Origin of the sequence: Eudoraea chungangensis, assembly GCF_029360665.1 — a bacterium.
In the GTDB taxonomy this organism is placed as follows: domain Bacteria; phylum Bacteroidota; class Bacteroidia; order Flavobacteriales; family Flavobacteriaceae; genus Eudoraea; species Eudoraea chungangensis.
Genome location: NZ_JARDUB010000004.1, coordinates 380,018 through 393,492 on the forward strand (window position 1 = coordinate 380,018; position 13,475 = coordinate 393,492).

14 protein-coding genes are annotated in these 13,475 nt (G+C 37.0%); 11 read left to right on the forward strand and 3 right to left on the reverse strand.

From position 1 onward, the window contains the following. Positions 1–170: 170 nt before the first annotated feature. The 7 genes from PXG98_RS11630 (at position 171) to PXG98_RS11660 (ending at position 7,275) form a co-directional block, all read left to right on the forward strand. Complete coding sequence (locus PXG98_RS11630; protein ID WP_276391263.1) at positions 171–764, forward strand: O-methyltransferase; 594 nt, start codon at positions 171–173, stop codon at positions 762–764. 1 nt (position 765) lies between these two features. Then, on the forward strand, positions 766–1,542 hold the full coding sequence (locus tag PXG98_RS11635) for a hypothetical protein (RefSeq protein ID WP_276391265.1): 777 nt from the start codon (positions 766–768) through the stop codon (positions 1,540–1,542). A gap of 39 nt (positions 1,543–1,581) precedes the next feature. Then, entirely contained in the window at positions 1,582–3,918 is a 2,337-nt protein-coding gene (locus PXG98_RS11640; protein ID WP_276391267.1) for a patatin-like phospholipase family protein, read from the forward strand. Positions 3,919–3,982: 64 nt separating this feature from the next. Beyond that, entirely contained in the window at positions 3,983–5,380 is a 1,398-nt protein-coding gene (locus PXG98_RS11645; protein WP_276391269.1) for a Gfo/Idh/MocA family protein, read from the forward strand. A 24-nt stretch (positions 5,381–5,404) separates the two neighbouring features. Continuing rightward, a complete protein-coding gene (locus PXG98_RS11650; protein ID WP_276391271.1) occupies positions 5,405–5,899 on the forward strand; it encodes a DinB family protein in 495 nt (164 codons plus the stop codon). A 33-nt stretch (positions 5,900–5,932) separates the two neighbouring features. Continuing rightward, a complete protein-coding gene (locus PXG98_RS11655) occupies positions 5,933–6,463 on the forward strand; it encodes a GNAT family N-acetyltransferase (protein ID WP_276391272.1) in 531 nt (176 codons plus the stop codon). 5 nt (positions 6,464–6,468) lie between these two features. Continuing rightward, positions 6,469–7,275: a class I SAM-dependent methyltransferase gene (locus PXG98_RS11660; RefSeq protein WP_276391273.1), complete on the forward strand. Its 807-nt coding sequence runs from the start codon at positions 6,469–6,471 to the stop codon at positions 7,273–7,275. 66 nt (positions 7,276–7,341) lie between these two features. On the opposite strand, the gene PXG98_RS11665 is transcribed toward PXG98_RS11660, so the two are convergent. From PXG98_RS11665 to PXG98_RS11675, 3 genes are all read right to left on the reverse strand, one after another. Then, positions 7,342–7,797: a DUF4440 domain-containing protein gene (locus PXG98_RS11665; protein ID WP_276391274.1), complete on the reverse strand. Its 456-nt coding sequence runs from the start codon at positions 7,795–7,797 to the stop codon at positions 7,342–7,344. 98 nt (positions 7,798–7,895) lie between these two features. Then, positions 7,896–8,828 (reverse strand): hypothetical protein, encoded by a 933-nt coding sequence (locus tag PXG98_RS11670; protein WP_276391276.1) that lies wholly within the window; start codon positions 8,826–8,828, stop codon positions 7,896–7,898. After that, positions 8,825–9,262: a hypothetical protein gene (locus PXG98_RS11675; protein ID WP_276391278.1), complete on the reverse strand. Its 438-nt coding sequence runs from the start codon at positions 9,260–9,262 to the stop codon at positions 8,825–8,827. Before PXG98_RS11675 ends, PXG98_RS11670 begins: the two co-directional genes overlap by 4 nt. Before the next feature lie 181 nt (positions 9,263–9,443). Between PXG98_RS11675 and PXG98_RS11680 the strand changes: the two genes are divergently transcribed. The 4 genes from PXG98_RS11680 (at position 9,444) to PXG98_RS11695 (ending at position 13,359) form a co-directional block, all read left to right on the forward strand. After that, the gene (locus PXG98_RS11680; protein WP_276391280.1) at positions 9,444–10,841 is read left to right on the forward strand and encodes a short-chain fatty acid transporter; all 1,398 of its coding nucleotides are present in this window, start codon (positions 9,444–9,446) and stop codon (positions 10,839–10,841) included. Then, positions 10,826–11,692 carry a carcinine hydrolase/isopenicillin-N N-acyltransferase family protein gene (locus PXG98_RS11685; protein ID WP_276391283.1) on the forward strand — a complete coding sequence of 289 codons (867 nt, stop codon included), beginning with the start codon at positions 10,826–10,828 and terminating at the stop codon, positions 11,690–11,692. Before PXG98_RS11680 ends, PXG98_RS11685 begins: the two co-directional genes overlap by 16 nt. A 98-nt stretch (positions 11,693–11,790) precedes the next feature. After that, positions 11,791–12,555, forward strand: a complete 765-nt coding sequence (locus PXG98_RS11690; RefSeq protein WP_276391284.1) for an SOS response-associated peptidase — start codon at positions 11,791–11,793, stop codon at positions 12,553–12,555. Between the two features lie 228 nt (positions 12,556–12,783). Further along, positions 12,784–13,359: a cysteine hydrolase family protein gene (locus PXG98_RS11695; protein WP_276391286.1), complete on the forward strand. Its 576-nt coding sequence runs from the start codon at positions 12,784–12,786 to the stop codon at positions 13,357–13,359. The last annotated feature ends 116 nt before the right edge of the window (positions 13,360–13,475 follow it).

Here is a 13,475-nt window from a genome sequence, read left to right on the forward strand (position 1 = left end):
TTCGTAAAAGCAGCTCAGGACATAGTATATCAACGAATAAAAAATAGAAACAAATATATACCGCACGTTGCAGAAAACAGTAAATTTAAGGGATATTATTCGAGCTAAAAATTAAGCCAAACCTTATCCAAAAGAAAGTATTGGCAAATAATTACCAATAATTATTCGCAATGAATGATCAGGACATTTTAAACATTCCTAGTATATTACCACAAATAGAAAGTCTGGCAAAAGAAATAGGCTTTACTATGTCCAGTGATCTGCTCACTGGGAGCCTTTTAAAGGCTTTGGCAGCAAATAAAAAGGGGCCGAATATTTTAGAACTAGGCACAGGTTTAGGGTTTTCACTTTGTTGGCTTCTTGATGGGATGGATAAAAATGCACAGCTAATTAGCATTGATAATGATAATGTCCTAATAGAACATTTAAAGAATGTCTTGCCTAAAAATAATAGAGTAAATATAATATGTGCTGATGCTGCTGTATGGCTTAATGAAAATTCACAGCGTAAATTTGATTTGATATTTGCCGATGCTTGGCCAGGAAAATACAGTCAATTAGAAGAGGTTTTAGACATGTTAAACCCGGGTGGGCTTTATATAATTGATGATATGTTAGAACGAGCTACCTGGCCAGAGGCGCACAAGGCTAGGGCATTAAATCTGATCACAAGATTGGAGGAGAGAGACGACTTAATTGTGACCAAATTAAATTGGTCTACGGGAATAATAATTTGCACAAAAGTGGTGAACAATAATATGTAATATGGCAAGACTGCATCTATTTGAATTTGAAGATCAAAGCTGGTTTCCTAGTTTTCTTAGAAATTACATGACCGATTTTCTTCAATTTCTCTCCAATAAAGTCAAACTATATGGACCAATTATACCCGTACTTCAAAAAATATTAGAGGAAAGTAAGCAAAATTCGATCGTAGATCTGGGCTCGGGTGGAGGTGGTGGTCTAATATGGCTATGTGAAGAATTACAAAAAGATCGTCCAGAATTAAAAATTACACTTACTGATTACTATCCTAATATAAAGGCCTTTGAGTACACCAAAGGTAAAAATAAGGCCTTTGAGTATATCAAAGAACCTGTGGATGCTCGCAGTATTTCTAAAGAACCTTCGGGACTAAGAACTTTATTCTTGGCATTTCATCACTTTAAACCAAAGGATGCGAAACGTATTTTGGAGAATACCGTAATAAACAATACTACAATTGGAATTTTCGAAGCCCAGGAACGGAGTTTTCCGAGTCTCCTTGCCATGTTTTTTTCTCCTATCACTGTGCTATTTATGACCCCATTTATAAAACCATTTAATTTAGGAAGAATCCTTTTTACCTATTTAATACCAATAGTCCCAGTTTGTGTTTGGTGGGATGGTATTGTTTCCTCTCTTCGCACCTATTCGGTGCAAGAAATGAAGGAATTGGTTGCAAATGTTGAAAACCATGAAAGCTATGCCTGGAAGATAGATAGGATTAAATCGGGTCCCGGAATTATATTATATCTAACAGGAGTTCCAAAAGAGAGGTAGTATTATACTTTTCTAAATTAGGAGACCGTCATTTAAACTATGAAGATACACCAAATTAAGACTTCTGTAATAATCCTCTTTGTTGGATTAATGCTATCTGGCTGCTTTTATATAAATGCACAAGAGAAGAAACCAAAAATTGCCCTGGTGTTGAGTGGCGGCGGCGCAAAAGGTATAGCACATATCCCAGTACTTCAAACCTTAGATTCCTTGGGAATAGTCCCGGATATAGTTATTGGCACGAGCATGGGTAGTATTGTTGGAGGACTTTATGCAATGGGTTATTCGGGAGATAGTATTGCAGAAATTTCGAAAACGGCCGATTGGGGTTCCCTCCTAGGCGGCGGCATTTCACTTTCCGATGTTAGTATGGAGGAAAAAAGTGAATTTAATCGCTATTTAGTTAATTTAAATATAGATAAGGGGAAACCCAAGGTAAATGCATCGATCTTACAAGATCAAAATCTTAGAGAATTTATCTCCAATCTAGCTTTCCCTGCCTATAGAATTAATGATTTTGACAAACTTCCAATTCCATTTAGAGCGGTGGCTACTGATATTGTTAATGGTAAAGAAATTATCCTTAAAGAAGGGTCTCTGGCTATTGCAATGAGAGCCAGTATGTCTATTCCAACAATTTTTAAGCCGGTGCCCTATAACAATACCTTGTTAGTAGATGGTGGGGTAATGAATAACTTTCCGACAGACATAGCTAAAAACATGGGCTATGACATTATTATCGGAAGTGATGTAGGAGGAGGAATGGCATCCAAAGATGAACTAGATAATATGGCAACCATAATTTTTCAAACAGGTATGCTCACCAGTAATCTTAAAGTGCCACAAAATAGAGCCAACTGTGATATTCTTATAGACCACGTACCATTTTTAACCTACAGTACAGGAGACTTTAAAAACAGTAATGAAATTTATACCGAAGGAAACAAGGCGATTGCAAATAATCTTGACAATCTAGTAGAACTAGCAGAACGACTTAGTGGGCTCCCAAAGAAAAATATACAACTCCCTCCTAACAAAGGAACATTTACGCTTGACACCTTGATATATGAAAATTTAAGCAAAGAAAATACGGCCATTATTAAGGCCAGATCAAATCTCCAAATAGGAGAAGAATATTCTCCTCAGGATATCATAAATGGAATAAACAAAGCCATGGGTACTAACCTATTCGAAGAAATAAACTTTCGTTCTATAATTGAAAAGGATAAAACTGGGCTAGTCTTAGTAGTCAATGAAAAATCTAATCACCTTCTAAAGGGTTCTTTGCATTTTGATGACTATCGCGGAGTAGGCCTTATTGTGAATTACACCAATAGAAATAGCCTTGGTAAAGCCTCTAGGTTCCTGGTAACTCTAGATATTGCAGAACAACAAAGAGGCAGGGTTCAGTACCAAAAGAATTTTGGTGAAGTAAAAGAATGGTGGTGGAGATCGGAGGCCTATGGAGAACAACTAAAACAGAATATATATATTAACGGAGAGATTGCGGATAACATTAAATACAAGTACTTTCTATACGATAATCAGTTCAATAAAAATTTAAATTCTAACAGCAGTTTTGCAGGTGTTGGTATAAATTATAACTATACCGAAGTGACTCCCACCATAGATCCTGATATTAGTGAAAACATTTTGGCTTTACGGAATTACTTCCTAAACAATATAGAAACTTACGCTCACTTCACTTTCAACAATCTGAATAAGGTGTTTTTTAGTACTAATGGCCGAACAATTTATGCTTCAGCCGGCAGGTCTCTTGTTAATCATGTTAACCTGACTTACGTCGACCCGGAAATACCCAATATTAATGGGCCCACTAATGGATATTTCAAATTTAAACTGAATTACGAAGAAAGACTGCCATTTACGCCTAAACTCACGGGTATAATAGGTGCTAACGCAGGATTTATATTCGAGGATGACCTTAGTGGAGACGACAATTCATTTTCACAATTCGGATATGGGTCGAAATTCTTTTTGGGAGGGGTTAGTGTTAATCCTAATAAGAAAAGCTATTTATTTAATGGACTCCGGGAAGATGAATTAAATGTGAGTCAGTTTATGAAAATAAAAATGGCTGTACAATATTCCCCATTTAATAAGTTTTACCTAACCCCCCATATAGATGTGGCTACCGTTGGATTTGAAGATTTTGACATATTTATCAAAGATGCTTTTTCTCCAAACGGCAATTGGTCTGAAGGTCTCGATACCAGCGCTATTTTCACTACCGGTTTATTACTCTCTTACAATTCAATTTTAGGTCCTGTTCATTTTGACATGTCCTATATAAACGACGTGGATAAATTTAGACTTAGTTTCATTGTAGGAATTCCTCTAAACAGGTCTAATTAAATAGTGAACTGTGTAAAATTCATCAAAATAGGGTAACTTACTCATCGTTTTTTAAGACATTCCTATGAAGCAGCTCAACAGAAGAAATTTTATCAAAAAAACTACCTTATCTGCAGCTGCAGTGACTGCTGCAGGTCTACTTCCAACAAACTTAAATGCACACTCCAATAGACCCTCAACCTCAAAATATATGGGAGGCTTTAAAGCGCCACCTCTAGAGACAATAAAAATTGCGGTTATCGGCGTTGGGGCTAGAGGTCCGGGACATCTGACTCTTTCCGCCTCTCTGGAAGGAACAGAAATAGTTGCTATTTGTGACCTATATGAAGACCTCGTTGTAAAATGGTCCGAAGAAACCAAAAAAATTGGTGAGGGAGTAAGGCATCAGAATATCAAAGGCTACTATGGTGATGAGAATAAGTGGAAAGAAATGCTCTCGGAAACAAAGCCCGATATGGTATTTATTGCAACCAACTGGGCAAACCATGCACCTATGGCTATTGAAGTTATGAAACAAGGAGCCCACGCTTTCGTAGAAGTTCCTTTAGCACTTAATGTTTCAGAACTTTGGGAAGTCGTAGACACATCCGAAAAAATGCAGAAACACTGCATGATGATGGAAAATGTCAACTATGGAAGAGACGAATTACTCTTCCTTAATATGTGCAGACAAGGAGTCATTGGGGAGCTTTTACATGGAGAAGCCGCTTATATTCACGACTTGCGTTTCCAAATGGAAGAAGTAGATCGAGGAACTGGTTCATGGCGAACAGGTCATTATGCCAATAGAAATGGTAACTTGTATCCCACCCATGGCCTCGGACCTGTTGCGCAGTACATGAATCTTGCCAGGCAAGAAGATAATTTTAAAAGTCTGGTATCTTACTCTTCTCCGGCCAAAGGAAGAGCTCTATATGCCCAAAAGCATTTTCCGGAAGATCATAAATGGAATGCCTTAGACTACCAAGGAGGGGACATAAATACGGCTATTGTTAAAACCGATTTGGGAAGAACCATTCTGGTTCAATGGGATGAGACCAGTCCTAGACCTTATTCTCGACTCAATCTGATTCAAGGCACCAAGGGTACTTTAGCAGGTTTTCCTACCCGAGTAGCGCTGGAAGATGGCTTTGAAGAGATTAGTAAAGATCATCACCATTGGATTGAAGGTGAACATATGGCACGACTATATGAAAAATACGACCACCCCCTTTACAAACGTCTCTCGGCTTCCACTAATAATAGCGGGCACGGCGGGATGGATGGGATGATGATTTATAGAATCATCGAATGTTTACACAAAGGCGAGGCCTTAGACCAGAATGTTTACGAAGGTTGTTTCTGGAGTGCCGTATCTCCATTAAGTGAGACATCGGTAGCAGAAGATGGCATGCCTCAAAAATTTCCTGACTTTACCAGAGGCAAATGGAAAGATACACCTCCTTTAGGAATAATTACATAGTTCGTATTAAAGTAGAAAGAAAGCATGTCTAACAGACTAAATCAATTGTTAAAACAGTATAAGGATATTCAAAACGCTAAACTATGGATGGGCGAAAACTATGAACGTAAAATTAAAAAAATCGAGGAAGACAAAATGTTTATTAGGCCCTACCCTAGTCTTCACAGCGTTGCTGAGATTATTGCTCACCTCAATGCTTGGCGAAAGGATGCAATTCTTAAAATAACAAAAGGCGAAGGTGTATTAAAAGAAGAAATGACAGAAAATTGGCCCTCCATGGTGTCATTAAAAGAGAAAGGTTGGCCTGAATTGTGGAGAGAACACCTGCGAGGGAGAGAGGAATTTATACAAAGTTTACAAAATAAAGAAGATTCATTTTTAGAAGAAACCTATTACGATCAGGACTTTAAAGGCCGGTATCCCTATTCCTTCCTGATTGAGGGAACCCTCGCCCATGAAATATATCATTTGGGACAACTAGGAATAGTAATAAAATTAATAAAAGAAAGCGAGCCTTAGACTATGTCCACTGTCTAAAAAACGAAGACAAAAATGAAAATAGTTTTAGAAACAAAAAGATTATTGCTGAGAGAATTTGTATTGGATGATGCCCGGAACATGTTCAATCTCAATAGTGATCCGGAAGTCATTCGCTATACAGGAGATCAAGCGTTTAGATCGGTAGACGATGCGCGACTTTTTATTGAATCGTACAAGGAGTATTCAGATAATGGCTTCGGCAGATGGGCTGTAGTAGAAAAGAAAAGAAGTGTATTTATTGGGTGGTGTGGTTTTAAACGGAATGAGGAGGACTTAATAGACCTGGGCTTTCGTTTTTTTAAAAAGCAATGGAATAAAGGATTTGCCACCGAGGCTGCGAAAGCAACTTTGGCATATGGCTTTGGATCTCTAAATTTTGATAGAATTATTGGTAGAGCTGCAAAAGACAATGTTGCTTCTATAAAGGTCTTAAATAAAATAGGCATGCAGTATTACAAAGTGGACGAATGCCATGGTATACATGATGCCCACTATTATGTAATACATCGAGAAAACTATAAATTATTGGACACAAAATCATAAGTTCCATGAAAGAGGAAGAGGACTATATCAACATTAATAGAACTTCTTGGAATCTCAAAACCGAAGCACACTACCAATCCGAATTCTATGACATGGAGGGATTTCTTAACGGAAACTCTTCTTTAAACACTCTTGATCTAGAAATATTGGGTAGCCTCGCAGGAAAAAGTGTTCTGCATTTACAATGCCATTTTGGTCAGGATACGATTTCCTTAGAACGCTTAGGCGCCAGTGTTACCGGTGTGGACCTTTCTGAAGTTGCTATTGCCAAGGCAAAAGCTTTGGCTGCTTCATTAAACTCCAAGGCAAAATTTATTCAATGTGACCTTTATGACCTACCGCGGCATCTTAACCTAGAATTTGATATTGTGTTTACTTCCTATGGAACCATAGGCTGGCTTCCCGATTTACATAAATGGGCACAGATAATAAACTCCTTCCTAAAACCTAAGGGAAGACTGATTCTTATTGAATTTCATCCGGTGGTATGGATGTTTAATGATAGCTTTGACAAGCTTGCTTATTCTTATTTTAATAGAGGCCCTATCAAGGAAACGGAAAAAGGAACCTACGCGGATAGAGAGGCCGAGATTACCCTAGACTATATAATGTGGAATCATAACTTAGGAGAGGTATTTAGCAGTGTTTTGGCTAATAATATGGATATAGAATCATTTAGTGAGTACGATTACTCCCCATATAACATATTCGATAACATGGTAGAAATAGAAAAGAAAAAGTATGTAATTTCCTCCTTAGAAGAAAAACTCCCAATGGTATATTCATTGACTGCGAGAAAACGGCCTAATTAGGGATGGTTTTTTTTTTCAGTATTCGATGAAGGTCGACTTAGAAAAAATTTTTACGACCAAAAAGGCCTATTGAGATCTTGTAGGCAACATATTCCTTATGCCGGTAATTTTCCATCTACCTTCCCCATAGACAACGATAAAAGTGCTCCACATTTTCCGAATCTTTCCCTCGCTGTTCTCAATTTGGTATCGTGCATCCGCTATCGCCGTTTCTGGATTAATAAGTCGTATTCTTTCAATTTGCAATGTTCTAGTTCCGGGATTATTCGTAGAACTTCGCAGCATACCTTCCATCGATTCTTTTTTGTTAATTCTCCAGGTACCCGAAGAAACCAATTGATCTACCTCAGCAGTTAAAATACTTTCAAGTAAAACGGTATCATTCGTTTTTCTTGCCTGGGAATAGCTATCCACCAGGTCATAAATCGCTTGCCTGTGTTCATGGCTATCCAAAGTATCTTGTGGATATATGAAAGGCATAGTTACATAAGTACATAAAACAAAAAGGAAGCTATTTTTCATAACTGGAATTTATTTGAAGCTATTATCGATGGTCCTATCTTTAATAAAAGTACAACATAAAAAGACTTTTATGAGGTCGCCTAATTCTTATCGGGAAACTAGTCGTTCTTGTAAATAGCAAGTCTTCTATACTTATTCATCAATTCTGTAAAATCGATTCGATAAATATCGGTATCGATACTTTCCGGTGTAAGACTACTAGTGTAGTAGAGCAAACTGTCATTATTTACTAGATTAGGATAAAGGTCACTTCCCGTGGTATTCAATTCAGAAATGTTTAAAGGTTCAGACCAAGTTCTTCCATTGTTGAAACTAATATATAAATCCCCATATGGAGAGAGATTTTCTATTTTTTGAGAAGCTTCAAAAATTATTAGGTCACCCTTTCCGTTTACTTCCAAATTCCATTCGCCAAATTTTGAATTGATGGTATTACCAAGATTAATTGGTTGAACGAATTGCCCATTAAGTTGCTTTGCTATATATAAATCACCCTGACCAAATCCTCCAAGTCTATTAGAAGCAAAATATAAGTTTCCATAATTATCCGTTCGAGGGCTGTACTCCGCTGCCATAGAATTAATTGGTTCTTTCAAACGATAGGATTCTCCCCAACTTCCATTATCCTGTCTTTCGACTACCCAAATATCGGCCGAGGTTCCAACATCTTTCGAGGGCCTGCTCGAAATAAAATATATACTATTCCCGTCCTTGGTAATGTGTGGATCACTATCGTCATAGACACCTGAAAACTCGGCTAATTTTGGTTCTGACCATTTACCTTTGTGCTTAACAGAGGTGTAGATAAAACTTTTCATCTTTCCTTGACCCCATTTATCGCTACTTCTTGCGAAAAAAATTTCCTTTTGAGAGGTCGACATAGAAGAGGAAAATTCAACTTCATCAGTAGAAATATTGTCTTTCTCGAATAACCTTGATCCGATTTCTTCAAATCCCGTTTCTTGAGCTGATAAAATAGAAGCTTGCAAGAGGACTAAATTTACAGCTATCAAGACTCGAATTTTCATCATACAAAGTTGAAGAAGAGTTCTATAATAACACCAAGGACAAAACTTGCTGCGGTAACTATAGTTGATATTCGTTTTAATTTAAAGATATTTTTAAATGCCAGCCATAGACAAAATACGGCACAAATAGAGAGAATAAAATTCGCATAGACAGGCACTATACTTTCGAAAAGACCAATTTGGTCAAAAACAGGATCTAATAATGCCGTAAAGCCAAAAACCGCCAATGCAAAATTTGTCTTTTTATCTCCCACGAACAGATAGTAACCTGCTATTAACAGTTCTACGCTTATAGCTAAAGGCCCAAACTGGTTATAGTATTCTCTCTTAAAATACGGCTCGAAGCCCTGTGGGTATTCTACTTGCCACAAAAAAGCAGCACTCAAGACTAGTGCAACCACAAGAAGTATTAATGCTATTGTTTTTCTTTGTTTCAATAGAATTATTTTAACCGTAATTAAATTAATACTGCATTAAAATACTATTTTATAAAGCGAAATGAATAACAAATCATTAAAACATATAAACATCTCTTATGGTTCAATTTTGTTTTTTGGGAATATAAGCCAGTAATATTTAATACATTTAAGGAACTGTTTAACTGTAAGATGTATCTATATGATTCTAAAACTTGGTGCGGTATTTTCCGATTTGTTTGTTAGATACATGCCCAGTGCCTATGTCTTTGCTCTCATTCTAACACTTATTACAGCACTCTCGGCCTTCTTTTGGGCAGACGCCTCTTTTTTTACAATCCTCAATGCCTGGTATGACGGCTTTTGGACCTTATTGGCCTTTGGGATGCAGATAGTGCTTATTATCGTCACCGCCTCTTGCCTGGCGCAATCGAATATTTTTCGATACCTGATTGAAAAGTTAGTAATACATATTAAGACTCCCATTCAAGTATATTTAAGCGTCTTTATATTCGGGTCTTTGGTATGTCTTTTGAGTTTCGGTATGGCAGTTGTCTGCGCTATATTTGCCAGGGAATTGGCTAGCAGGGTAAAGGGAATAAATTATCCGTTCCTCATTGCCTGTGTATATGCCTCACTCGGAACTTGGGTAACCGGTGCTTCCAGTTCCATTGCTTTGTTACTAAATACTCCTGATAATTTTTTAATAAAAACCGGAGTTCTCACCCAAATCATTCCTACTGGCAAAACACTGGGTTCTACCTTAAATATTTCCATGCTATTAGTAATACTTCTTGTGACTCCAATAGTATTTCTAGTTCTAAGACCCAAATCTTCTAAAAGCAAAGAATTAAATGATTTGCTTATCGAAGAGAGTGCTCAGAAGATCATTTCTATTAAGGAAGAAGCGGAGTCTTATAAGCTTCCTTTCAAAGCAACCAGCGACCTCTTTAATAATACTAATTGGATCCAAGATTTGATCGCTCTATTCGGCCTGATTTATATAGTCAGTTATTTTTATAAGGGAGGATTTAACCTTAATTTTAATATTATAATTTTTGCTTTTCTAATGCTAGGTCTCCTGCTGCATCGCACCCCCATGCGGTATACTGTCGCGATGAAAAGGGCAAGTCAGAATATATCAGGAATCCTCTTTCAGTACCCTTTTTATGCAGGTATTATGGGAATTATTCTTTACTCCGGTCTGGGCAATAAAATTGGCGAAGTACAAAGTGCTATGGCAACATTAAATAACTACCCATTCATGGCCTATATTTCCGGGGGTATTGTAAATTTTGCGATTCCATCGGCAGGTGGGGAGTTCGCCGTAATTGGGCCAAACATTATTCAAGTAGTGCAAAGCCTAGGGACTGATTTACCAACGGAAGAAGTGCAAGCCATGATTGCCAAGGCATCTATGGCTATCGCCTATGGTGAAAGCCTGTCCAATATGCTTCAACCCTTCTATTTATTACTGATTTTACCAGTTATGGCGAAAGGAATAAGAATACAGGCGAGAGATATCATGGGGTATCTAGTGATTCCGTTTATTGTCTTTTTTATAATACAATCTGCGCTTATCTTATGGATTCCTTTATAAACATAGTTCACTATTATATACCTTATTTCAGCAAAATAAAGCTCTTCCTTGTCTTTTTTTTATTGCTGATATTCTTTCCTATTTCATCTCTCGCGTGTTCGGTATTGTATTATGTTGACAAAGAAACTGGGGAAATATATATTGCCAACCATGAAGATTATTGGTATGATACAAAAGCTTATATTCAAATAGAACCCCGCTCTTCCAAAGAACTTGCACGTTTGTGGTACGGTTGGGATGACTTTGCTCAAGGTGGTATTAATGAAGATGGGCTTTTTTTTGACGGGGCTGTAACACCTAAACAGAATCTTTCCTTTATACACAATAAACCAAAGGGTAATTTAGGGGACGATATTCTGGCCAACTGTAGAAACGTTAAAGAGGCACTAATCTATCTAGAAAAGAGAAATATTGCATTAGACAATGCGCATATTATGTTTGGTGACAAAAATGGAGAAGCGGTTGTTGTAGAATGGGTAGAGGGAAAAAGACGCCTTCTTTTTATTGAGAACAATAGACTTATTATGACCAACTTTCTTTTGTCTCATCCTGAAAAAGGTAATTATCCATGCCCGCGATATGCATCCATAGAAAGTAGACTTCAAAAACTTTCAGCCCTCGCACATCCCATTAAACTCCTAGATGTTGGAAATACCTTGGGGCAAGCAGCACAGACCCCACAAAAAGATAAAAATAATCGTATAGGAGGCACTCTTTATTCAACCTTTATACGCCTTTCTACTATGGAGTTTTTTTTGGTGAGTAAACTAGATAATTCTAAAATCACTAAACTCTATCTCGAAAATGAATTTCTAAAAAAGAAGTCACAAAAAATTAGACTTTATCAATAGCAAATGTTTAGCAGAAAGGATCTCCTTAGAACGACTCGCATTACTATTCTTATTTGATTTTGTTAACTTTAAGTTTTGTATAAACTATCATTTTAACTATGTGTTACGATATTAAGGCGAGTCTTGAAGCCCAATTAAAACGAGCACGGCACTACGGAAACGAGCAGGCTATTGAAGAAATAATCGAAAAGCTACTCCCATATTCGGACCTTCCTTCTTATCATGTTTCAGGTTTTAGTCACCCAAGGCTATTTATATATCCGGATAAAACTCCTTACCAACCTATTTTGGCCTATTGGGGCTTGATACCTTCTTGGATAAAAGATAGGTCTCAGGTAAAAAAATATTGGAACAATACTCTAAATGCTAGAGGGGAAACTATTTTCGAAAAACCTTCGTTTCGAGATGCCGCAAAAAAAAATAGATGTTTATTTATTATAGATGGTTTTTATGAGCATCATCATTACAAAGGAAAAACTTTCCCATTCTACGTTAGCAGAAGAGACAATGTGCCAATGAGCCTAGCCGGATTATGGAGTGAATGGATAGATAAAAGTACGGGAGAAGTAGTTACTACCTTTACCATAATTACCACAGAAGCAAATCCACTACTAAGAAAAATTCATAATAATCCAAAATTAAAAGGTCCCAGGATGCCAGTAATTTTGTCCGGGGAAGCAGCAGAAAATTGGTTAAAACCCCTAAATGAACAGGAAGATTCAACCAAGCTTAAAGATCTTTTAAAACCATATCCCGTGGAGGTTTTAAAAGCACATACAGTACAAAGACTCAGGGGACGGAATTATCCGGGAAATATAAAATCTATTACAGAAGAAGTAGAATATAAAGAATTAGATTTCTAACTTTGATTTTAGCTCCAATAAAGGTTTTTGTTCCTAATAGAATAGATAAACCATGCCCGTTAATCGACTTAAGTTAAGAAAATTCAATGGAATGTCTGTATACTTGGCAATGCGACGAGTTAAAGTAATTGCAAATTCAAGGGATCTCAACGCCTTAGAGCTGGTCACTAAGTAGTGATGACATCCGAAGTGTTTAATCCTATTCAATATAAACTACCGTAATTAAACATGCCAAATCACCACAAAAATAATACGGCTCTCTTACTAATTGACATTCAAAAGGGATTAGATGATCTTTCTTTTTACGGAGGAAAAAGGAACAATCCTGATGCCGAAGAAAAAGCGAAAAAAATTCTAGACTATTGGAGAGCCAAAGGGCACTTGATTATCCATATTAAGCATAATTCCACTTCAGTTGCATCTCCACTAGCGAAGGGTAAAAAGGGTAATGCTATAAAAGAAATTGTTAAACCACTACCAAAAGAGATTGTGATAGAAAAAGAAGTCAACAGTGCTTTTATTGAAACATCTTTGGAAAAAATTCTCCTTACAAATAGCATTGAGACACTTGTAATTGCCGGTTTAACCACGGAGCATTGCATCTCCTCTACTGTCCGAATGGGAGCTAACTTAGGCTTTAATTGTGTTGTAATATCCGATGCAACTGCCTCTTTTAATAAAACCAATAAGGAGGGAGAAGAGTTCAGTGCAGATCTTGTCCACAAAGTAAGTTTGGCAAGTTTACAAGGAGAATTTGCCGAGGTCATAAAGGCAGAAGAATTAGTTTCACGTTATAAGGAGTAAACGGTTGTATCTATTTTCTGTAGCTAAAACACATACATTTTAAGGACTACTGTTTTTAGAGGATACCCTGCTTGGGCATACGAAAACATAGTGCATAACGTTAGGATTTAATGAGA

Excerpts from the sequence above, each read along its gene's own strand:
- PXG98_RS11630 (WP_276391263.1), top strand. The coding sequence starts at position 171 with ATGAATGATCAGGACATTTTAAACATTCCTAGTATATTACCACAAATA.
- PXG98_RS11635 (WP_276391265.1), top strand. The coding sequence starts at position 766 with ATGGCAAGACTGCATCTATTTGAATTTGAAGATCAAAGCTGGTTTCCT.
- PXG98_RS11640 (WP_276391267.1), top strand. The coding sequence starts at position 1,582 with ATGAAGATACACCAAATTAAGACTTCTGTAATAATCCTCTTTGTTGGA.
- PXG98_RS11645 (WP_276391269.1), top strand. The coding sequence starts at position 3,983 with ATGAAGCAGCTCAACAGAAGAAATTTTATCAAAAAAACTACCTTATCT.
- PXG98_RS11650 (WP_276391271.1), top strand. The coding sequence starts at position 5,405 with ATGTCTAACAGACTAAATCAATTGTTAAAACAGTATAAGGATATTCAA.
- PXG98_RS11655 (WP_276391272.1), top strand. The coding sequence starts at position 5,933 with ATGAAAATAGTTTTAGAAACAAAAAGATTATTGCTGAGAGAATTTGTA.
- PXG98_RS11660 (WP_276391273.1), top strand. The coding sequence starts at position 6,469 with ATGAAAGAGGAAGAGGACTATATCAACATTAATAGAACTTCTTGGAAT.
- PXG98_RS11665 (WP_276391274.1), bottom strand. The coding sequence starts at position 7,797 with ATGAAAAATAGCTTCCTTTTTGTTTTATGTACTTATGTAACTATGCCT.
- PXG98_RS11670 (WP_276391276.1), bottom strand. The coding sequence starts at position 8,828 with ATGATGAAAATTCGAGTCTTGATAGCTGTAAATTTAGTCCTCTTGCAA.
- PXG98_RS11680 (WP_276391280.1), top strand. The coding sequence starts at position 9,444 with ATGATTCTAAAACTTGGTGCGGTATTTTCCGATTTGTTTGTTAGATAC.
- PXG98_RS11685 (WP_276391283.1), top strand. The coding sequence starts at position 10,826 with ATGGATTCCTTTATAAACATAGTTCACTATTATATACCTTATTTCAGC.
- PXG98_RS11690 (WP_276391284.1), top strand. The coding sequence starts at position 11,791 with ATGTGTTACGATATTAAGGCGAGTCTTGAAGCCCAATTAAAACGAGCA.
- PXG98_RS11695 (WP_276391286.1), top strand. The coding sequence starts at position 12,784 with ATGCCAAATCACCACAAAAATAATACGGCTCTCTTACTAATTGACATT.